Raw genomic sequence first — 18185 nt, 5'->3', positions numbered from 1 at the left:
ATGACAATCTTTACAATTGATGAAGTAACAAAAACGTTCAAAAATGGCGAAGTGGAAGAACAAGTATTAAAAGGTATTAACCTTTCACTTAAAGAAGGCGAAATAACAGCCTTAGTAGGTGCATCTGGATCTGGTAAAAGTACAATCCTTACCATTGCCGCAGGACTGCAACGCGCATCAGATGGCAAAGTAATCTTCCAAGGAAAAAATATGACCAACATGAACCAAGAACAGATTCGAAAAATCAGAGCAAGTGAATTTGGATTTGTCTTTCAATCATCCCATCTCGTACCTTTCCTCACAGTAGAGGAACAACTAATGCTAATGCTAGACGTGTCAGAAACGAAGATGAGCAAACGCGTACAAAAAGAAGAAGTGGAAAAAATACTCAAATTGGTAGATATGGATCATCGAAAAGAAGCTTACCCTGCATCATTATCAGGCGGAGAAAAACAGCGAGTGGCAATTGCCCGTGCAATTATCCACAAGCCTAAAATGCTATTTGCGGATGAGCCAACAGCAAGTTTAGACTCAAAAAGATCGAAAGACGTCATGACATTGATTCGAGAGTTGACGAAGACGTTGAATATTACGACGTTGATGGTAACCCATGACGAAGAGATGCTGCCTTACGCGGATCATATCATTACAATGAAAGATGGATTAGTATTATAATCCGGATTAAAAGCAGTCCTCGAGAGCCAAAAACATTTGGTATTCGTGGACTGTTTTTTTCTATTATTTCATTATCTAAAGTGAAGCATCTTTAACTACAGAAATTTTGTAGAAAGAAGATGCTTTTTCATTTGCTTGGTTTTCAATGCAATAAAATAATTAATTTTATATTTTTATTAACCTTATTTACTAATTTGAATGAAAAAATTAATAATATTAATTTATATATTGATTTTATAAATGGGATGATATATGATGATTACAAATGAAAGGAGGGATTAACAGTTATATGGGATATCCAGTTATTAGTCATTGCCCTGTATGTAGTGAAACGTTAAAAATCACAAAGCTGCATTGCTCTCATTGTCACACAACGATTGAAAATGAATTTGAATTATCCAAATTGGCTTCCCTTTCAAGTGAGCAACTTCGATTTGTTGAAGTATTCCTAACATGTCGAGGCAATATTAAGGAAGTTGAAAAGGAATTGGGGATTTCATATCCAACAGTTCGGGGAAAACTGAATGAGGTTGTTAGTTCCCTTGGATACGAAACAAAGAAGAAAAACGAAGTGGACGAGAAAAAAGTTATTGAAATGTTAGCAAGCGGAGAAATAACTTCGGAAGAAGCGCTTAAGCTTTTAAAAGATGAATAGGGGGAATTAGAGATGAATGCAGAAATTGAAAAAGTATTAAATATGGTACAGGAAGGAAAAGTGGATGCAGCAAAGGCATCTGAGCTTATCCAAGTATTAAAAGTTAGAGAATCTGGAAGTACTACTGCACCAAAGTCATCTTCCTATACAGACAAAATGTTGAAAGTACGTGTTGTATCAGCTGAAAATGACAATGTTAATGTCAATTTGCCAATTAAGCTTGTGAAAGTTGTATTATTAGCTGGTCACAATATTGCTTCGAGTATTCCTCAATCGCAAAAATATGTAAAGGATATCGATATTAGTTTAATTCTTGATGCAATTGAAAATGAATTAGACGGACAAATTGTCGATGTTAGATCTGCAAATGGCGACACAATTTCCGTTACGATTGAATAGAGTACCCATATGCTAAACGTAAAAGTGAAATCAAAAGCAGTAAGACTCTCCATTCCAGTTCCTTATCTGGTGTTAAACATCGGTATTACTATACTTTCTTCACAATTGTTGAATAAAATGATAAACAAATGGACGATAGAAAGTATGAAGGAAAAAGGAATGTCATTTGCAATTCCACAACTTAACAAAAGTGAACTGAAGGAAATTGTGAAAGAACTAAAAAGGCATAGAGGGCTTAATCTGGTTGACGTTAAAGCAAAAGATGGTACAGAAGTTTTTATTAGGTTATAAATTCAAAAGAATATTTTGATGAAAAGACCAATATAATGGTCTTTTTTTTATGCACTTTTGTAAAGTATGAATGAAAATTTGGTTCATTAGGAGAATTTTTTGGCGTAATACTTCATAGTTGATAGCAGCTTCTTCTACTTGTGCGAATATTGTAGAAATTAGTCACTTTTTTTAAAAGATATTACGTTATACTAAGAATATTGAAAAAAGGTTGGTGAATTACATGCAAAAATATATTGGTGAAATAATGTTGATTATTATAGCAATTATATGGGGAAGTGGATTTGTTTCGACCGCCATATCGCTAGAATACTACACTCCCTATCAAATTTTAGCGGGGCGGTTCGTAATTGGTGCAGTTATATTAAGTATTTTCTTTCATAAAAAGTTGAAGAAACTAGATAAAAGTATATTAATGAAAGGAACGTTATTAGGAATTATTCTATATATTGGTTTTGCTCTTCAAACTGTAGGACTGGAATATACAACTCCGTCGAAAAATGCATTCTTAACATCAGTAAACGTTGTAATTGTACCTTTTATAGGATTTTTCTTATATAAGAGGAAAATCGATATGTTCGAATTAATTGGTGCTATTCTGGCCGTAATTGGTATAGCGGTATTATCTCTTAAGTTTTCCTCTGAAATTAATATAGGGGACATGCTAACTATATGTTGTGCGATTTGTTTTGCATTTCATATATTTTATACATCTAAGTTTGTAAAAAATGAGGATCCAGTTGCTCTTACGATTGTTCAAATGATAGTGGCGGCTATTGTTGGATGTACTGTTATTCTGTTTAGAGGGGAATCTTCTTTTTCTTTGGAAACAGAAGGAATGTTCAATCTACTTTATCTAGGCGTTTTTTCAACTACGATCGCTTTTTTAATGCAAACAGTTGCTCAGAAATACATTTCGGAAACAAAAGCAGCAATTATTTTATCAACAGAATCCTTCTGGGGAATGGCATTTTCGATTGTCATTTTAAGTGAAGTAATGACTTTTAAAATGATTATCGGAGCAATTCTCATACTTTTTGCAATTATAATATCTGAAACGAAGTTTGGTTTTTTGAAAAAGAAAAGCATAGAAGAAATAATTTAAGTAAGAGAGCGTTTCTACAATGGATAGAGACGTTTTTTTTTATTACTAAAAAAGGAAAAACCTTAACCAATGAAGAATAGAGAAAAGAAATAGAATAGAAATAAAGGAGGATGCTCATGATACATATTGTGAATGGTGATGCAGTGGGAAATAAGATCCAAGGAATAGATGGAGAAATTATTGTATGGAGAGAAATGTACGATTTTGGACCTTTAAGTTTAGATTGGTCAAAAACGGAGCAAATACAAAGGCGTGCTATTTTTTTTGAGGAAAGACTAAGTATTCCTTCTGCGTTTTTTATTTCCAATTGTGAAAAACAAAATCACCTTCTAAATAATATATCAACAAATGATGAAGTTGTTCTTTGGTTTGAGCATGATCGGTATGACCAAACAATGCTCATGTATTTATTAACAGAGCTATCCTCAAAGGGATTTGAAAAGCTATCAATGATAAGTATTGACCGATACCCTGGCATTTATCCTTTCCATGGATTGGGTCAGTTATCTTCCCAGCAATTAATGGCACTAGTAGATGATAAAAAAGAGATAACAAAAGAACAAATTCATGAGGCTGTTTCAGGTTGGATTGCATATAACTCGAATAATAAAGAGGATATTAAAAAATGGATTCAAACAGAAAAGCATTTTCTTCCTTTTCTACTTCCAGTTTTTATAGAGCATGAAAGTTATTTTCCATCCTCAAAAACGGGCCTAAATGAAATTGAATTTTTATCGCTACAACTAATTAATGAAGGTGTAAGCCAATTCTACGAGTTATTTAAAATCGTAACTGAAAAAAGAGTGAATGACGGATTAAGTGATTTGCATTTTGCTGCTATTTTAAACGAATTAATGAAGGGAATGAATCCGTTACTTTCAAGTGATCTTCCATTGCCAAATTATCAACTTTCTTCGTCAAATGCCAAGTTAGAATTAACTTCTCACGGTTTAGATGTGTTAAACGGGAATAAAAATCGATTGGATTTTGTGGGAATCGATTGGTGGATTGCAGGAGTTCATATACAAAAGGATGCTTCCAATTAAGCAGTATAATGAAGAGTCGATTCCTTAACAGAAAGGATATCGACTTTTTTCATTTAATAATAACGTATTGAAAATAAATTAAAAACTTTTGCACATAATAATAAAAATTGAATTAATTTCATCAGCATGATTTCCGCTATAGGCGGACTCTTTCCGTGGGGTGAGCGATGAGCCTTCACCGCCTGTCGTTCCAATCAATAAATTAAGTATTGTTCGTGTTGTAATAATTAAATGCTGTTTATGAAATTAACTCCAATACAAATTATTTTCTTTAAAACATTAATTTCATTGGTCTGTATTAAACGGGTGTTATTTGCGAAAGATAAGGGCGAATCATAGCAATTAACGAAAGGAGTGTTTTTATGGAGAATTTACGAGAAGGTTTAATCCCTACGGTACTTGGAACAGCCGTAACAACTACGGGTGTGGTATTGCGTAATAATAGAAGCATTTCACCGTTAATATCGGGTTCGATTATTGGCTTTGGCTTAGCTCATATTGTATTAGGGGCAATCGATTTAGTCGAACATCGTCGCTAAAGATTCGTAAGGGAAGGCATTATTTCCTTCCTTTGCATAAAAAATAAGGAGGTGTTAATCCATGAGAATTATATCTCGGATTGCTTTAGTATTAGTAATAATCGGTGCGATCAACTGGGGTCTAATAGGATTTTTCAAGTACGATTTAGTCTCCTCCATCTTTGGTGGAGAGACAACAGGATTATCTAGAATTATTTTTGGTCTTGTTGGTTTAAGTGGACTACTTTGCTTACCACTTCTGTTTGACCCAGTTGGAGACGTAGATGTAGTTACAGACAGAGATCATAAAAGCTACAGAAATCCTAATCTTGGTACTGAACTTGGTGAAGAACCAGACTTTACAGATGTAAAGGATGTTTCTAAAAAGGACTATGATAAAGATTAGCCTCCAATAAAAACTGATAACCCTAATACAGGGTTGTCAGTTTTTTTATGCTTTTTATAAATAGGAAAGGAATTATTGTTATACATCACGAAGAATACATAATGGCTTTGTGGAAGGAGAATACAAATGTTTTTTGTAAATGTGGAAGGTGCAATATTTAAAGAGGATAAGTGGCTCTTAATCAGAAGGAGCACAAAGGAAGCGCATGCTGGAGGAGAATTGTCCTTAGTAGGTGGAACTGTAGAACAAGAAGGTGATTCTCAAAATATTTTGGAGAGAACACTTCGACGTGAGTTATTTGAAGAAGTTGGGATGGAAGTGAAAGATCCTATTCAATATGTACGAAATACTTCTTTTGTATTAGCAAATGGCAAAGAAGTTGTGGACATTGTGTTTCTTTGTGAATTCGATAAAGGGGAACCGTACGCAAAAAGTCCGGATGAGGTGGAATCGATTCACTGGATGACGACGGATGAAATTGTTAAAAATGAGGAAATACAATATTATTTGCGCGACAGTATTGTAGCAGCTGAGGCTTTGAGGAACAGAGGAGCGTTTTAATGGAAATTAAATTTAATGAATTTTTCAGAGACGAATTAACCATTCAAGAAATACAAGCAGGAATGGAAGATGGAATAATAACTTCAAAAGAGCTAATCATGTATTACTTACATAGAATCGCAAAATATGATCAAGGCGGATCAAGGATTAACGCTGTTTTGGAAATAAATCCGGACGCCATTTTCATCGCAGAAGCATTAGATCATGAAAGAAAGGTAATGGGATCGAGAGGACCTTTACACGGAATTCCAATATTACTTAAAGATAATATTGAAACAAGTGACTCCATGCATACGAGTGCAGGAACAATAGCTTTAGAAAATCATATTAGTGCTCATGATGCTTTTCTTGTAGAACGGCTTCGCAAAGCAGGAGCAGTAATCTTAGGAAAGGCGAATATGACAGAATTAGCCAATGGGATGTCTTCGGAAATGTTGGCTGGTTATAGCGCAAGAGGAGGACAAGTAAAAAATCCTTATGGGGATGAGAATCTTTTTGTTGGAGGTTCGAGTTCCGGCTCAGCAGTAGCAGTTGCTGCTAATTTCACTGTATTATCGGTAGGTACTGAGACAGATGCTTCTATTCTTAGTCCTGCTACACAAAACTCAGTAGTTGGTATTAAACCAACTGTTGGCTTAATAAGCAGAACAGGTATTATTCCTTTTACATATTCTCAAGATACAGCTGGACCATTTGCGAGAAACGTTAGCGATGCAGCAATTTTATTAGGAGCACTAACTGGTGTCGATACTCTTGATCCCGCGACGCTTAAAAGTGATGGACAATCACTACAAGATTACACTATCTATTTAGATTCGAATGGTTTAAAAGGTGCAAGAATTGGTGTGTTCAAACTTACTTCTAATGAATCGGATGAATATGATGAAGAATTATTTAATTCTGCCATTCAAACACTTGGCGAAGAAGGAGCAATCGTTATTCAAGATATAGAAATTCCTTCTTTCCATAGAGAATGGAGTTGGGGAGTGTCATTATATGAGCTGAAACATAGCTTGGATAATTACCTTTCAAAATTACCTCCGCAGCTACCTGTTCATTCTTTAAGTGAATTAATTCTGTTCAACAAAAGATTGGGAGAAAAAGCATTAAAATACGGCCAAGATAAGTTAGAGAAGAGAGAACATTTTCCTAATACATTAAGAAATCCAGAATATTTGAATGCAAGATTGGAAGATATCTACTTTTCTCAAGAACAAGGAATTGATTTTGCTCTAAAAAAATATGATCTAGATGCAATTCTATTTCCTTCTTATATCGGATCTACCATATGTGCAAAAGCAGGATATCCTTCTATAGCAATACCTGCCGGATATATGAAAAGTGGAAGACCATTTGGTGTAACCTTTGCAGGAACTGCTTTTAGTGAGGGGATTTTAATTAAGCTTGTTTATGCATTTGAGCAAGCTACTAAGCATCGTAGAAGTCCAAGCTTAATAGGAGAAAATGGTGGGGGTTTTAAGGAATGAATATTAAGTCACTAGAAAAAAATAAACATAGTTGGGAAGCAGCAGCAGAACGTTTTTATGGAAGAAATCCATTACCTGAGTATGGACCTATGGCACCACTTGAAGATAATCTTAATCTATTTGGCGATATTACGAATTTAAAAGTTTTAGATATAGGGTGTGGCAGTGGGCATTCATTACAATATATGAATCAGCGAAATGCAGCTGAACTATGGGGCTTAGACCTATCTGAAAAACAAATAAAATCAGCAAAATTATTACTAGAAAATTGTGGTTCGCCTGTTCAATTATTTGAATCGCCAATGGAACTGGATTCAGGGTTGCCACATAACTATTTTGACATTGTATATTCTATCTATGCCCTAGGTTGGACAACAGATTTAGACAAGACATTATCCAATATTAATAAATACTTGAAACAAGGTGGCCTATTTATTTTTAGTTGGGAGCATCCATTGCATAGTCGAGTAAGTAATGAAGATGGAGTCCTAACTTTCAATAAATCCTATCATGAGGAAGGCCCATACGACCATGAGGCATGGGGGAATCCCGCAATTATGCAACAGTTTAAAATCAGTACTTATATTAATACGTTAATTAATCATGGATTTCAGATTGAGAAAGTGATTGAAGATGTTTGGTGCTCCGAAGAAGACATTCAAAGGCATGAAAATAGATGGTACTCTTACGAAAAAGCAAAATCTATACCCACTACGTTAATTATTAAAAGTAGAAAGCTTTAGGAGGATAACTAATTGAAAATCTATGATACTGTTCCATACTTTCTAAATAATTATGAACCGTCCATAGCATTCTTAAAAAGCTACTATGCACAATATCCAGATATCTTTGAAGAGTATTTTGCTTTTCATTGTAAAGACACAGACGAAAGGCATAATGAATCTATTAAAAAATATCCTCAGTATTTTACAGTTATAAAGAAAGTGCACGAAAATATTTTGCCTTTAATTGAAGAAATAGCTGAAGAATATTGGAAGCTTTATCAAATTTCTTTCCCAATCGATATTAATTTGATCGTTGGAGGTTTTGGCTCTAACGCCTACACGCATCGTCAAATCATTCCGAACATCACGTTTGCATTAGAAAAATTATCACCGAATGCTGAACATTTGAGGGTAATCATTGCACATGAATTTGGTCATTTGGCACAAAACATTCTATCGGACCAAGCAGGAATAGATTGGACTAAGATCAAATGGACTAGTCTACTTATTGGGCTTTATCAAGAAGGAGCAGCCACCCATCTGTCTCGAAAGACAGTTGTAAACGTACATCCTTCTATCTATTTTTCTTATAACGACGAGGGCTATGATTGGCTAGCTTTTGCACATGCAAATACAAGCGAAATAAAGAAAGCATTTGCAAATGATTATTTATCTTTAACAAGGGATGAACTATTTCATGAGTGGTTTTCCATCAATGGAGGAAAAATATTTGGTCACAGTAGATTAGCTTATTTTCTAGGGGATTTATTTTTCCAATATCAAATTGAAAAATATGGAGAACTGGCAGCCATAGTAGCGTGGAAAGATGAGGACTTTGAAGAGAAAGCGAAACAATGGTTGTTTCAAGAATAATAACGAATAAGGAGAATCCCATGACAAATACAATAATGAATGACAATTTGGAAGAATATGATAATCCAGTTTCCTATGATATCGAAAATAATGCTTATGTGGGAGAAATCCCATTTCTAATGGAGTGGTCTTCAAAGAAAAGAGGCACCATTATAGATTTAGCTTGTGGTACAGGAAGAATTACAATTCCCTTAGCACAAAAAGGCTTAAAATTAATAGGAGTAGACCTACATGCTGGCATGCTTGAACATGCTCAGAAAAAAGCCGACGAACTTCAATTACAAATTGAATGGTTAGAACAAGACTGCACTCAACTAAATTTAAATTGTAAAAGCCCATTAATCTATATGGTAGGGAACTCCTTTCAACATTTTCATACGAATGAATCTCAAAACATGCTTTTATCTTCTATCTATGCACATTTAGAGGAAGATGGAATTTTTATTTTTGGAACGAGGTTTCCTAGCGCAGAAGAGTTACTGCAACCAGGTACCGAAGAATATTGGAAAACGTATAAAGATGTAACATGTAATAAAGAGGTAGATGTTTATACGATAAGTAACTATGATGCCTTGAGTCAAATTCAACACTATACTACAATTAGGAAGTTTAAAAATGCGGCTAGCATTGTCGTTGATGAAACAAGAACGCATATAAGCTTGAGGTATACATATCCAAAAGAAATGGAAAGGCTACTATACGAAAATGGGTTTGATATTTTACAAGTGAATAAGGATTGGAAAGGTACACCTATTAGTATTGATAGCTATGAAATGATTTATGTTTGTAGAAAGAGGATTTATGAAAAAGAAAAATAAAATATATTTGATTCTGTTCATCGCTATTATTGCAGTTTTTTCATTCAAGTATTGGAATGATTATCGTGAACGAGATTTAGATGATTTAATCCGATTGAAAAAAGGTGATTTATAGGATTTTCAATTACAAATAGAGACTATCCTATTCCAGACGATAACCTTGATGGTTGGAGAACCGAGGATATAGAGCCTGTAGAGGAACTACAAAACTTTTTAAGCCAGTATCGAGTGAAGAAGCAAAAGGAAAATTTCTTTGACACTAATTACAATGGGAAGAAATTTGGATTCACATTCCATCATGATGAATCCAATCCTACTATGGTTACGATGGAAGAAAATTATGTCCATATTTATAATGGGGATTATTATAAAGTAGTTAACGGTCCAATTGATACGGATTGGTTAAATGCATTTAATGAAAAATATAAGAAAATGTATAGTGAATAGCAAGTTAAAAGGAGCTCCCTTAACGGATAACGGGTTCCGTTACCTGTCGCAAACATTAAAAATGTAAGTTAAAATGACCATCAATTTGTATATCATTTTGTTGGTCATTTTTTGTTGATATAAAAGGAGTACATACCAAATATACTTAATAAATGCATAACAAATTGCAACACAATTGGTAAGAGTACAATGGCTGGTGTACGTTTGCATTTTCACCTACAAATCGCCTTCAAATTAACTAACATAATGCCATGGATATACTGAAAAACAATACTATTTAACCTGATTTTAAAAGGTATTCTGAATAGTTATGTTAAAATTAATATATAGATTGTGAAACATTGTACTTAAACTAACGGAGCAGGTTAGTTGAACAAACATTAGGTTCAATGTCATTACGGAAAGCCACTGAAATTATGAAGGATCGGTGAAATTAAGGATAAAAACGTAAATATAAAGGAATATTTGGGGTTTTGAGCGAATATTAGAGTGATGAATCGAATGCAATATACAAAAGGGGATGTATTATGAAAAAAATACTTTTAGTTCTTATTATTTCACTTGGACTTATATCTTTAGCGGCGTGTAGCGAGAAGGGAAAAGTATTCACCTTTCAAGGAGAAGGGGAGAATTGGCGAGCTAGTTATGAAATAACTGACTCTAATTTTTCATATACCATTTTTTATATCGGTAAAGAGAAAGTTCCTGAAACGATCGACTATACTATTTCTCATAATTATAGAGGTAGAAACTTAGAAGTAAAAAACTATTCCTTAAATGAAGATGGCTTAATTCAATCAACAATACCTAATACTACGGAGGATTCATTACATCAAGTGGATGAAAGTATTTCTGTAAAGATAAGTTGGGATGGTAAAGAAGAAGAACTTATTTTACCTCGTAAATAACAGATTTTGAAACAACCAAGAAATAGAACTTATTATTAGGTTTTAACTAACGGGTGCTTTACTTCAAGAAGGAGTAAAGCATTTTTCTTATTGAACTAAAGGTGCAGTTTAGTTCAATAAGCGAAGCACAAAAAGGCAGAGTAATATGAAACTATTTATGCTATTCATACGTACAAGGACTAAAGGAAGGGTGACAAAATGAAGAAAATTAATGTATTTGTTATTGTACTTATGCTACTTTTAATGACCACTTTATTAGCTTATGATTTCTTTCCTGATTTAATTGAATTCATTTATTTGCCTAAATCTCTTGTGATTGTACTGTTGATAATCATTGTATTTTTCAGTATTTTTTCTAACAGGTTTCAAAAAGATAACTCGAGAATAATTCTACTTTGGCAAATGGTTTCAACGGTGTATTTGTTTTTGTTAGTTGTTGCATTTACAGTTCTTGGTGGTATTTCACAAGTAGGAATTTCTTTGAAAAATCCAGCCTTATGGATTGTTATTGCTATTAGTATTTATGAGATATACGAACAAAATAAAAAAGTAAAAGTATCAAATTCGATTTCCTGAATGAAGGCGTACTTGGTACGAAATAGGTGCTTCTTTTATTAACGGAGGATTTAGTTGAAGAACATGGGTTGCAAAGGCAACTCTTTTTTCTTATTGAACTAACTGGGCAGGTTAGTTTAAGAAAAAGAAAAATTATAAAAAGATATCTGGTATATAATTGGAACATGAGAGGGGTGATTATTATGAATAAGCGAAGGGAAGCTACGCCTAAATTTTTAGTATTGATGTCCATTATTTTTGGTTTATGTGTAATTATTCAAAGCGTTCAAGTTATTTACACGCCCCATACAATTGTAAAAGTTGCAAACTTAATAGCTATAATCTTTGTATCTTCAGTAATCGGGTCCTTTATAAGAGAAATATTTATTTTAAAGAAGAAAAAAAATAATTAATTTAACTAACGGGTGCTTTAGTGAAAATCATGGCTGTCTTTGTCATAGCCTTTTCTTATAGTGCTAACGCAGCAGTTTAGTGAACGAAGAAATGGTTTTATTACGTAGGTTACTAATTTCAAAAGAGGTGGTTTGAAAATGAAGTTGAGCGTGTTGTTTGGTATTTTTCTTATAATTAGTTTGACAGCTTGTTCATCAACCAAACAAACTGTTATTTCGGATGAGGTTATTTTCTATGGCGAGGGAGAACATTGGAATGTCAAATATATTTATAATCCTGAATTGTATGATGAAAAAAAGTAAATTGGGTTGAAATCGAAGTGAAAGATTTAGAACTATCGCAGGGAGATTTATATAATATTGACATTGAGTTTGAAGGTAGGGATGGGTTAATTACAGGGAACGTTGGAGGTATGGAAACAAAAATTAAAGGTAACATTATTTCATTTTTAGTTGGTACTGTTAATTTTGAAACATATAAAGAGGATGAATATAAAATCACGATAAAATTCAAAGATAAACAAGATGTTATAAAGTTGCAGTTATTAAACTAACGAGTGCTTTACTTCAATAAGGAGTAGAGCCTTTTTTACTAACGGGGTAGGTTAGTTTAAAAAGGTATCTGTTGAAGGTGACAGATTATCAGTGGGAGGTAAAAAAATGAAAGAAAAAAAGTTTGACATTTTAATGTTATTTCAATTAATTTTTGCAGTCCTTGTTATGTTAATTGGTACTTACGGTAAGGTTACGGAAAACTACAACTTACTACCATTGATGTTAATACTTATAAGTATAATGTTACTTGTAATGGGATTACGAGAATATAAAAGAAATCAGAGTTTATTGCGGGGTATCTTCTTATTATGCATTTCGTTATACATTTTATTCGTTGCGGTTAAAGGGATTATGGTTAATTAAATAGAAGTAATATTCAACTAACGGGTGCGTTAGCAGAACAAGGCTATTAAAAGAATGACTTTATTGTTATTCAACTAAAGAAGCAGTTTAGTGTAAGATGAAATCACCTTTATAAAAGTTAAAATGATACAATTATAGCGGAAAAAAGGGGGGCATTATTATACTGAAAAGTAAAAGAATTTTTTATATGCTTTTTTTACTACTTGTTGTTTTACTTTCGGGATGTAATTCTATTAAGAAGTCAGTTAGTAATTACTATTTATCATTAATGGGCGAAAGTCAGACTTGGAATTTAACTGGATACGAAGTTGTGATAACACCAGAAAGTTTTAAAGCAGGTAATGGAACTTTACATGTGAAAAATGGAAATAAATCTATTGTAGACTTTTTTTATTTCGAAACCCATGTAGTTATTAACGATAAAGACCTAGTAGTGCATACAGGTGGAGTAAGTAGTACTGGAATGGATATTGAAGAGGAATTAACTGGAGCAATTGAAAGTGGGGCATATCTGAACGAAGATGGAACCCCAATTACATTAAACGAAATAAATAATATTTACATGATTGTTGATTGGCGGGGTAAGAGTGAAAGTGCTAAAGAAAGAATTGATTTATACATCAAACCTAACAAAGAACAAACCTTTTTGGACTAACGGAGTGCTTTACTTCAATAAGGAATAAAGCCCTTATCCTTATTAAGCTAACGCAGCAGTTTAGTGGAAGAAGAACTTTTATTAGGAGGTGGATTTTTGTTCAATTATTCTCGTAAAAAATGGATAGTTTGGTTGGTTATTTTTTTCTTAATAGTAGGTTTTTTATTTTATTTATATTTTGAGGAAGGAAAATCTTATAAAAGTAGTGCAATGATTTTTGAAATTGAAAAGAAAGAGCATCATATAAAACCAGGAAAATATATGAAAATGTGGGTTATAGGATCTAATGCTAATGATCACAGTCCAAATAAAGAAAGATATAAGGTAATGATTGAGGACTCAAGGATATATAATTTGTTAGAGGAAGGTAATGAATACTTTGTAAATATTCAAGGTGTAAAAAAGAGGAATCAATCAGAATATATATATACTTTTGGTCAATTAGGTTTGGTTGATGGAACACAATTGACTGGAGAAGGAAAAATTGAATAATTAACTAACGGGTGCTTTAGTTGAAGAACATGGGTTGCTAAGGCTACTCTTTTTTCTTATTGAACTAACAGGGCAGGATAGTTGAAGAAGGAATTTCTCTAAACTTGGAAGAATTTATATTCAAAAATAGGTTAAGGAGCTTGTGAATTATATGGAATCCATTAGCAAAAGCGAAGTGAAGCTACGAGATATCATAGAGGAAGATCTTCCTATCTTTTTCGAACAACAACTAGATTCAACGGCGAACTATATGGCTGCCTTTACAGCAAAAGACCCCACTGATAAGGACGCATTTTTTGACCATTGGACAAAAATTATCGCTGACGAGACCATCACAATTAAGACTATATTATTCAATGGCATTGTCACTGGACACGTCTCGAACTTTGAACAGTTCGGCGAACACGAAGTAAGCTACTGGATTGGGAAGGAATATTGGGGTCAAGGTATTGCAACTAAAGCGTTGTCAGAGTTTCTGGAGTATATTAAGGTACGCCCGCTCTATGCTCGTGCCGCTAAAGATAACCTCGCCTCCATCAGGGTATTGGAAAAATGCGGGTTTAAAATCATCTCTGAAGATCAGGGTTTTTCCAACGCAAGAGGCAAGGATGTTGAAGAATTTATTTTGAAGCTTGAACCTTATGATATGTAATTTAATACCGTACAACGATTGGAGCGGTTCTTGACTAAGAAACCTTCTGTTTTTTAACTAACGGGTGCTTAGCAAAAAGGGCTGTTAATAGACAACCTTCTTATTCAACTAAAGCAGCAGTTTAGTTTAATAAGAAGGGTTTTTTGTGTTTGTGTAGAATAAGTTAATATATGTAAATTATTGAACGAAAGAGGTGCTTTGCTTCAATAAATAGTGGAGCCTTTTTTTACTAACGGGGCAGCATTCCTGTTTGAAAGATGTTCGGGGTCTTGCAGAAAAAAGAGCCCTCTAGTATGATGCTGAGTGTCAACGACCATTGACCCATCATCTATAAGGAGGACTCCTAAATGCATTCTAAAATGAATAACAAAATTAATCAAGTGACTGAAAATACACTCGTCGTTGGCATAGACATAGCGAAGTGCGTGCATTACGCCTGCTTTGTCGATGAACGAGGACGAGTGATAGAAAAGGCCTTTGCGGTACATCAATCAAAAGAAGGATTCGAAAGTTTGTATAAAAAGATTCGACAAACGATGCTGGAAACACAGAAAATGGAAGTCATCGTCGGTATTGAACCGACAGGTCACTACTGGATGAACTTAGCTTATTTTTTAGATCAATACGGCATTCCACTCGTCATGGTAAATCCAATGCACGTCAAACGTTCGAAAGAACTGGATGATAATCTACAGACGAAGAACGATAAAAAAGATGCGTTAGTCATCGCTCTTTTAATGAAAGACGGTCGCTTTAGCTATCCGCGTTTATTAAAAGAGATAGAAGCTGAACTGCGCATCGGATCTACCCTTCGTTCCAAGTTAACAGAGGATTTAGCTAGTATTAAAAATCGAATCAGACGTTGGCTCGATCGCTATTTCCCTGAATTTACTCGAGTCTTTCCTACTTTCGGAAAGATGGCACTTGCAGCACTAGAAAAAACGCCAATGCCTCAGGAACTTCAAGGAAAAACAGCGGAAGAACTTGTCTTTCTCTACCGTCAGGTAGGGGGGATGAAAGCTCCACAGTTACCGAAAGCCAAACTACTAATCGAAGCTGCGACAAACTCAATCGGACTGACTGAAGGAGCACAGATGGCCAAACATGAAATCGCCACACTCCTACGTCAATATCGCTTATTAGAGACAGAAATTGAAGAAGTAAATAATCAATTAGCTGAAATGGCTAAAACAACGAATGATTATGACGTGCTCGCATCTGTTCCAGGTTTAGGAGATGCGACGATTGTAGACTTACTTTCAGAAGTAGGAAGCTTTTCACTTTATGAGAATCCACGCCAACTCATCAAACTAGCGGGATTAACATTACGTGAAAACTCTTCTGGACAACATAAGGGGCAAAAACATATCTCCAAAAGAGGAAGAAAGAAACTTAGATACATTCTTTTTAAAGTAATAGTTCCACTTATTCGTCACAATCAAGCGTTTAAACAATTACATGAATACTACACAACACGGAAACAAAATCCCTTACGGGGCAAGCAATCGATGGTAGTGCTTTGTGGTAAATTACTAAAAGTATTACATGGAATTTGTAAAAAGAAAGTTTATTTTAACGAGAAAGCTATGATGAAAGATCTTTACTGTCTCGGAGAGGCAGCGTAAGCATTTCCGATCAGCGACCTATTAAAGGATGACACGGAGAAGCCGGCACTATAACTAACACTAAGACTATGAGTCCCCAGGGCAGCTTAGCTGGCCTCTGCCTTATGAATAGACCGAACGAAGGAATGTAAGCGCACTGACGCTAAGAGACATGGGAGGGTACGTCGTCATAAGTTTCGCAGAGATCCATTGTGCATCACAATAGTGGATAAAAAAGCTAATGATTTCCATTAGTTTTAGCGAAGCGTACGCTCAACTTGGTAATAAAATCTATAAATTCAAGACTCTGTTTATCAGAGAAGAGAAAAATATTTTTCTTTAATCACGAAGTGATGAAAACCGTTGATATCTCAATGTTTATAGAGGGAGGTTAGTTGAAAAACTAATTAGGAATTATTAATTAATGAAACGAATTCTATAAACAGTTTTTTAATTGGGAGGGAGAATTATTATGTTGTTTCATAATGGGAAATTAAAAGTTCGAAAATTAGAAAAAGAAGATAATGTCCTGTTAGCAAAATGGCTCTCAGACCCGATGGTTCTTGAGTTCTATGAAGGTAGGGATAATCCTTTTGATTTAGAAAAAGTGAATGAAGTTTTTTATGCTCCTGAAGATGAAGAAGTTAAATGTATTGTGGAATATGATGGTAACGAAATTGGCTATATCCAATTTTATCAATTAGATAATGAAACGAAAAAGGAATATGGGTATTTTACCGAAAATGTTTATGGAACAGACCAATTTATTGGAGAGATAGAGTATTGGAATAAAGGAATTGGCACATTAATTGTTACATCTATGATTAAATTTTTAATCGAACATAAAAATGCAGACCGAATAGTTATGGACCCTCAAACAAGAAATACGAGGGCGATAAAATGTTATGAGAAATGTGGTTTTAACAAAATAAAATTACTTCCAAGTCGTGAGCTTCACGAGGGGAAATATCAAGATTGTTGGTTGATTGAGTATCATTAATGAAATATTTCTTCTTCAAGTAACAGGTGCTTTCATTGAGGAAGGAATCGTTATAATTTTTGTTGAGATAGAAGTATAAAGAGAATATTTTTGTGAAATTTTGTTTTAAACTAAGGAGAGAGCCTATTTGAATCAGTTATTGTCTATTGATCCACCTGTCTTAGAGAGTGAAAGCATTATACTCAGACCTTTACAACAAGAGAATGCAAGATACTTATTTTCTATTAGCTACCCTGAAGTATGGACATATATGTTAGGTGAAATTAAATCGGAAACTGAAATGGAAAAACATGTGTCAAAAAAAATTCAACTTCGCAATCAAATGAAGGCACTACCGTTTGTTGTTGTTTTAAAAGAAACTAATGAAATTATTGGAACAACAAGTATTTACCAAATTAACCCGAATCAGAAGTCATGTGAAATAGGCGCAACTTGGTATGCAAGTAGCTTTTTGGGGACTTTTGTCAATTCAGAGTGTAAGTACCTACTACTAAAATTTTGTTTTGAGGAATTAAAGATGATAAGAGTACAATTTAAAACAGATGAGAGAAATGTCCGTTCTCAAAAAGCTATCGAACGTTTAGGAGCTATTAAAGAAGGTATCTTAAGAAAAGAAAGAATTCTTGAAAACGGATATATTAGAAATGCAGTAATATACTCAATTACAGATGATGATTGGAGAAAAGTAAAACAAGTGATAATAGAAAAAAAGCATGAGAACAACATTGTGAAAGAATGCACTTAAACTACCAAGAAAATATTTTTTTCAAGAAATGAAAAATGACAATACTTAATAAGACCCCTGCTTAATGGTTTTAAAAAAAGAGGAGAGCGTACATTAATAAGACTATTGATTTCGGTGGACTACTAGTATTGACTCCTCTAACCATTTTCATTCTCTGTGGTGCAACACTATTTTGTGCTGCATGGATGGTTAACGGACGCTTTAGTGGAAGATCGTTGATTTGTACTGCAGCTATTT

General features: G+C 33.9%; 27 protein-coding genes. All 27 read left to right on the top strand.

The genetic code is table 11. From position 1 onward, the window contains the following. The 27 genes from ACEPXD_RS14495 (at position 1) to ACEPXD_RS14365 (ending at position 17948) form a co-directional block, all read left to right on the top strand. Positions 1 to 675, top strand: a complete 675-nt coding sequence (locus ACEPXD_RS14495; RefSeq protein WP_391117040.1) for an ABC transporter ATP-binding protein — start codon at positions 1 to 3, stop codon at positions 673 to 675. A gap of 289 nt (positions 676 to 964) precedes the next feature. Further along, positions 965 to 1330 carry a DUF2089 domain-containing protein gene (locus ACEPXD_RS14490; protein ID WP_391117038.1) on the top strand — a complete coding sequence of 122 codons (366 nt, stop codon included), beginning with the start codon at positions 965 to 967 and terminating at the stop codon, positions 1328 to 1330. 12 nt (positions 1331 to 1342) lie between these two features. Next, entirely contained in the window at positions 1343 to 1729 is a 387-nt protein-coding gene (locus ACEPXD_RS14485) for an SHOCT-like domain-containing protein (RefSeq protein WP_391117035.1), read from the top strand. Between the two features lie 9 nt (positions 1730 to 1738). Further along, the gene (locus ACEPXD_RS14480; protein WP_391117033.1) at positions 1739 to 2020 is read left to right on the top strand and encodes a hypothetical protein; all 282 of its coding nucleotides are present in this window, start codon (positions 1739 to 1741) and stop codon (positions 2018 to 2020) included. A 223-nt stretch (positions 2021 to 2243) separates the two neighbouring features. Continuing rightward, positions 2244 to 3125, top strand: coding sequence for a DMT family transporter (locus ACEPXD_RS14475; RefSeq protein WP_391117031.1), 882 nt, complete (start codon positions 2244 to 2246; stop codon positions 3123 to 3125). A gap of 116 nt (positions 3126 to 3241) precedes the next feature. Then, positions 3242 to 4171 (top strand): DUF1835 domain-containing protein, encoded by a 930-nt coding sequence (locus tag ACEPXD_RS14470; RefSeq protein WP_391117029.1) that lies wholly within the window; start codon positions 3242 to 3244, stop codon positions 4169 to 4171. 362 nt (positions 4172 to 4533) lie between these two features. Further along, positions 4534 to 4710: an asparagine synthase gene (locus ACEPXD_RS14465; RefSeq protein ID WP_391117027.1), complete on the top strand. Its 177-nt coding sequence runs from the start codon at positions 4534 to 4536 to the stop codon at positions 4708 to 4710. 61 nt (positions 4711 to 4771) lie between these two features. Continuing rightward, positions 4772 to 5095, top strand: a complete 324-nt coding sequence (locus ACEPXD_RS14460) for a DUF378 domain-containing protein (protein WP_391117025.1) — start codon at positions 4772 to 4774, stop codon at positions 5093 to 5095. Positions 5096 to 5221: 126 nt separating this feature from the next. Next, positions 5222 to 5656 carry an NUDIX hydrolase gene (locus ACEPXD_RS14455; protein ID WP_391117023.1) on the top strand — a complete coding sequence of 145 codons (435 nt, stop codon included), beginning with the start codon at positions 5222 to 5224 and terminating at the stop codon, positions 5654 to 5656. After that, positions 5656 to 7143, top strand: a complete 1488-nt coding sequence (locus ACEPXD_RS14450; RefSeq protein ID WP_391117021.1) for an amidase family protein — start codon at positions 5656 to 5658, stop codon at positions 7141 to 7143. The genes ACEPXD_RS14455 and ACEPXD_RS14450 overlap by 1 nt, the downstream gene beginning before the upstream one ends. Next, positions 7140 to 7886 carry a class I SAM-dependent methyltransferase gene (locus tag ACEPXD_RS14445; protein WP_391117019.1) on the top strand — a complete coding sequence of 249 codons (747 nt, stop codon included), beginning with the start codon at positions 7140 to 7142 and terminating at the stop codon, positions 7884 to 7886. Before ACEPXD_RS14450 ends, ACEPXD_RS14445 begins: the two co-directional genes overlap by 4 nt. Positions 7887 to 7898: 12 nt before the next feature. After that, positions 7899 to 8741, top strand: coding sequence for a hypothetical protein (locus tag ACEPXD_RS14440; protein ID WP_391117017.1), 843 nt, complete (start codon positions 7899 to 7901; stop codon positions 8739 to 8741). Between the two features lie 20 nt (positions 8742 to 8761). Further along, complete coding sequence (locus ACEPXD_RS14435) at positions 8762 to 9559, top strand: class I SAM-dependent DNA methyltransferase (protein ID WP_391117015.1); 798 nt, start codon at positions 8762 to 8764, stop codon at positions 9557 to 9559. Then, the gene (locus ACEPXD_RS14430; RefSeq protein WP_391117014.1) at positions 9543 to 9674 is read left to right on the top strand and encodes a hypothetical protein; all 132 of its coding nucleotides are present in this window, start codon (positions 9543 to 9545) and stop codon (positions 9672 to 9674) included. Before ACEPXD_RS14435 ends, ACEPXD_RS14430 begins: the two co-directional genes overlap by 17 nt. 113 nt (positions 9675 to 9787) lie before the next feature. Then, positions 9788 to 10006, top strand: a complete 219-nt coding sequence (locus ACEPXD_RS14425) for a hypothetical protein (RefSeq protein ID WP_391117012.1) — start codon at positions 9788 to 9790, stop codon at positions 10004 to 10006. A gap of 527 nt (positions 10007 to 10533) precedes the next feature. Further along, positions 10534 to 10914 (top strand): hypothetical protein, encoded by a 381-nt coding sequence (locus ACEPXD_RS14420; protein WP_391117010.1) that lies wholly within the window; start codon positions 10534 to 10536, stop codon positions 10912 to 10914. A gap of 198 nt (positions 10915 to 11112) precedes the next feature. Then, a complete protein-coding gene (locus ACEPXD_RS14415; RefSeq protein WP_391117008.1) occupies positions 11113 to 11490 on the top strand; it encodes a hypothetical protein in 378 nt (125 codons plus the stop codon). Positions 11491 to 11672: 182 nt separating this feature from the next. Then, entirely contained in the window at positions 11673 to 11882 is a 210-nt protein-coding gene (locus ACEPXD_RS14410) for a hypothetical protein (protein WP_391117006.1), read from the top strand. Between the two features lie 138 nt (positions 11883 to 12020). Next, the gene (locus tag ACEPXD_RS14405) at positions 12021 to 12185 is read left to right on the top strand and encodes a hypothetical protein (RefSeq protein WP_391117004.1); all 165 of its coding nucleotides are present in this window, start codon (positions 12021 to 12023) and stop codon (positions 12183 to 12185) included. A 17-nt stretch (positions 12186 to 12202) separates the two neighbouring features. After that, positions 12203 to 12436, top strand: coding sequence for a hypothetical protein (locus tag ACEPXD_RS14400; protein WP_391117002.1), 234 nt, complete (start codon positions 12203 to 12205; stop codon positions 12434 to 12436). Positions 12437 to 12542: 106 nt separating this feature from the next. Next, positions 12543 to 12800 (top strand): DUF3953 domain-containing protein, encoded by a 258-nt coding sequence (locus ACEPXD_RS14395; protein ID WP_391117000.1) that lies wholly within the window; start codon positions 12543 to 12545, stop codon positions 12798 to 12800. Positions 12801 to 12987: 187 nt separating this feature from the next. Continuing rightward, positions 12988 to 13455: a hypothetical protein gene (locus ACEPXD_RS14390; RefSeq protein ID WP_391116999.1), complete on the top strand. Its 468-nt coding sequence runs from the start codon at positions 12988 to 12990 to the stop codon at positions 13453 to 13455. Between the two features lie 63 nt (positions 13456 to 13518). Further along, entirely contained in the window at positions 13519 to 13947 is a 429-nt protein-coding gene (locus ACEPXD_RS14385; RefSeq protein WP_391116997.1) for a hypothetical protein, read from the top strand. A gap of 151 nt (positions 13948 to 14098) precedes the next feature. After that, entirely contained in the window at positions 14099 to 14599 is a 501-nt protein-coding gene (locus tag ACEPXD_RS14380) for a GNAT family N-acetyltransferase (RefSeq protein WP_391116995.1), read from the top strand. A 347-nt stretch (positions 14600 to 14946) separates the two neighbouring features. Continuing rightward, on the top strand, positions 14947 to 16224 hold the full coding sequence (locus tag ACEPXD_RS14375) for an IS110 family transposase (RefSeq protein WP_391116993.1): 1278 nt from the start codon (positions 14947 to 14949) through the stop codon (positions 16222 to 16224). Between the two features lie 451 nt (positions 16225 to 16675). Then, a complete protein-coding gene (locus ACEPXD_RS14370; protein ID WP_391116991.1) occupies positions 16676 to 17203 on the top strand; it encodes a GNAT family N-acetyltransferase in 528 nt (175 codons plus the stop codon). A 127-nt stretch (positions 17204 to 17330) separates the two neighbouring features. Next, positions 17331 to 17948: a GNAT family N-acetyltransferase gene (locus ACEPXD_RS14365; protein ID WP_391116989.1), complete on the top strand. Its 618-nt coding sequence runs from the start codon at positions 17331 to 17333 to the stop codon at positions 17946 to 17948. Positions 17949 to 18185 lie beyond the last annotated feature (237 nt).

The sequence above is a fragment of the Psychrobacillus sp. L3 genome, assembly GCF_042945595.1.
In the GTDB taxonomy this organism is placed as follows: Bacteria; Bacillota; Bacilli; order Bacillales_A; family Planococcaceae; genus Psychrobacillus.
This window is presented reverse-complemented; position numbering and strand designations above follow the sequence as displayed.

Excerpts from the sequence above, each read along its gene's own strand:
- ACEPXD_RS14460 (WP_391117025.1), top strand. The coding sequence starts at position 4,772 with ATGAGAATTATATCTCGGATTGCTTTAGTATTAGTAATAATCGGTGCG.
- ACEPXD_RS14375 (WP_391116993.1), top strand. The coding sequence starts at position 14,947 with ATGCATTCTAAAATGAATAACAAAATTAATCAAGTGACTGAAAATACA.
- ACEPXD_RS14480 (WP_391117033.1), top strand. The coding sequence starts at position 1,739 with ATGCTAAACGTAAAAGTGAAATCAAAAGCAGTAAGACTCTCCATTCCA.
- ACEPXD_RS14410 (WP_391117006.1), top strand. The coding sequence starts at position 11,673 with ATGAATAAGCGAAGGGAAGCTACGCCTAAATTTTTAGTATTGATGTCC.
- ACEPXD_RS14490 (WP_391117038.1), top strand. The coding sequence starts at position 965 with ATGGGATATCCAGTTATTAGTCATTGCCCTGTATGTAGTGAAACGTTA.
- ACEPXD_RS14450 (WP_391117021.1), top strand. The coding sequence starts at position 5,656 with ATGGAAATTAAATTTAATGAATTTTTCAGAGACGAATTAACCATTCAA.
- ACEPXD_RS14485 (WP_391117035.1), top strand. The coding sequence starts at position 1,343 with ATGAATGCAGAAATTGAAAAAGTATTAAATATGGTACAGGAAGGAAAA.
- ACEPXD_RS14470 (WP_391117029.1), top strand. The coding sequence starts at position 3,242 with ATGATACATATTGTGAATGGTGATGCAGTGGGAAATAAGATCCAAGGA.
- ACEPXD_RS14370 (WP_391116991.1), top strand. The coding sequence starts at position 16,676 with ATGTTGTTTCATAATGGGAAATTAAAAGTTCGAAAATTAGAAAAAGAA.
- ACEPXD_RS14465 (WP_391117027.1), top strand. The coding sequence starts at position 4,534 with ATGGAGAATTTACGAGAAGGTTTAATCCCTACGGTACTTGGAACAGCC.
- ACEPXD_RS14405 (WP_391117004.1), top strand. The coding sequence starts at position 12,021 with ATGAAGTTGAGCGTGTTGTTTGGTATTTTTCTTATAATTAGTTTGACA.
- ACEPXD_RS14395 (WP_391117000.1), top strand. The coding sequence starts at position 12,543 with ATGAAAGAAAAAAAGTTTGACATTTTAATGTTATTTCAATTAATTTTT.
- ACEPXD_RS14380 (WP_391116995.1), top strand. The coding sequence starts at position 14,099 with ATGGAATCCATTAGCAAAAGCGAAGTGAAGCTACGAGATATCATAGAG.
- ACEPXD_RS14445 (WP_391117019.1), top strand. The coding sequence starts at position 7,140 with ATGAATATTAAGTCACTAGAAAAAAATAAACATAGTTGGGAAGCAGCA.
- ACEPXD_RS14420 (WP_391117010.1), top strand. The coding sequence starts at position 10,534 with ATGAAAAAAATACTTTTAGTTCTTATTATTTCACTTGGACTTATATCT.
- ACEPXD_RS14495 (WP_391117040.1), top strand. The coding sequence starts at position 1 with ATGACAATCTTTACAATTGATGAAGTAACAAAAACGTTCAAAAATGGC.
- ACEPXD_RS14475 (WP_391117031.1), top strand. The coding sequence starts at position 2,244 with ATGCAAAAATATATTGGTGAAATAATGTTGATTATTATAGCAATTATA.
- ACEPXD_RS14430 (WP_391117014.1), top strand. The coding sequence starts at position 9,543 with ATGAAAAAGAAAAATAAAATATATTTGATTCTGTTCATCGCTATTATT.
- ACEPXD_RS14415 (WP_391117008.1), top strand. The coding sequence starts at position 11,113 with ATGAAGAAAATTAATGTATTTGTTATTGTACTTATGCTACTTTTAATG.
- ACEPXD_RS14455 (WP_391117023.1), top strand. The coding sequence starts at position 5,222 with ATGTTTTTTGTAAATGTGGAAGGTGCAATATTTAAAGAGGATAAGTGG.
- ACEPXD_RS14435 (WP_391117015.1), top strand. The coding sequence starts at position 8,762 with ATGACAAATACAATAATGAATGACAATTTGGAAGAATATGATAATCCA.
- ACEPXD_RS14390 (WP_391116999.1), top strand. The coding sequence starts at position 12,988 with ATGCTTTTTTTACTACTTGTTGTTTTACTTTCGGGATGTAATTCTATT.